General features: G+C 64.5%; 2 protein-coding genes. Both read left to right on the top strand.

Annotation, left to right across the window (positions count from 1 at the left end; all coding sequences use genetic code 11):
- Window positions 1-442 (top strand): OmpA family protein (locus EN935_RS37210; protein ID WP_164771749.1); only part of this gene is annotated, 442 nt, incomplete at its 5' end.
- 73 nt (window positions 443-515) lie between these two features.
- A partial coding sequence (locus EN935_RS37205; protein ID WP_245489157.1) for a caspase domain-containing protein occupies window positions 516-1,114 on the top strand: 599 nt, incomplete at its 3' end.

Genomic DNA, 1,114 nt, shown 5'->3' with positions numbered 1-1,114 from the left:
CACCCAGACCGCCGCGGCGAGTCCGGCCGATGTAGGCCCCGTTGCCACCGACGCCGCCAAGGCGAACTTCAGCGATGAGGAATGCCTGAACAGGTTTGCCGTGCTGTCACGCACCGGCGCCATCTACTTCCGGCCGGCCAGCGCGCGGCTCGATGCGAAGAGCCGTCCGTTGCTGACGGAGGTCGAAGGTGTCGTCGGCAAATGCCCAAGTCTGAAGGTCGAGGTCTCCGGCTATACCGATTCCGATGGATCGCCGGAGGCGAATAAGCAGCTGTCGGAGCGGCGGGCCCAGGCGGTTGCCGACGCCATTGTTGCCGCGGGCATTCCTCGCACGCAGATCACAGCGACCGGCTACGGCGAGGAGCGGCCGGTTGCCGCCAACGATACGCCCAAGAACAAGGCGCTCAATCGACGGATCGAGTTTTCCGCCACCAAGCTCTGAGGTTCCGGTGAGGTGCGATCTGATTGCCCGTTGCGGTGGCCTCTTTCGCGTCGCTGGGTTTGTGGCGCTCGCCTTGCTTTTGACGTTGACGGCCGCCAGTGCCGAGCGCCGCGTAGCACTTGTCCTCGGCAACTCCCAGTACCAGCACGCGGCGCCGCTCGCCAATCCGGTGCGCGACGCCCAGGCCATCGCCGAGCGCTTGACGAAGCTCGACTTCGAGGTGGTTTCAGGCTTCGATCTGACCAAGCCGCAGACGCAGGCGACGATCGCGCGGTTCGCAAAACAGGTGCGCGGTGCCGACATCGCGCTGTTCTTCTACGCCGGCCACGGCTTGCAGGTTTCGGGTAAGAACTACCTGATTCCGGTCGATGCCGCGCTGGAGGACGAAACCTCCCTCGACGTCGAGGCCGTGTCGGTTGATTTCGTTCTGCGCCAGATGTCGCGGGAGACCAGCATCAGGCTGGTGTTTCTCGACGCTTGCCGTGACAATCCCCTCGCCGAGGTGCTGGCCAAGACTGCGGGCGTCAACGGCGCTAGCAGCGGCCTTGCAGAGATCCCGATAAAGAACGGTGGCGCCGGCACGCTCGTCGCTTTCGCCGCTAGTCCCAATCAACTCGCCTATGACGGGTCGGGCGAACATTCGCCTTTCGCCTCGGCGCTCCTCCAGCATAT

The sequence above is a fragment of the Mesorhizobium sp. M7D.F.Ca.US.004.03.1.1 genome (assembly GCF_003998635.1).
Classification (GTDB): Bacteria; Pseudomonadota; Alphaproteobacteria; order Rhizobiales; family Rhizobiaceae; genus Mesorhizobium; species Mesorhizobium loti.
The sequence above is the reverse complement of the archived record's forward strand: the minus strand, read 5'-3'. Positions and strand labels throughout refer to the sequence as shown.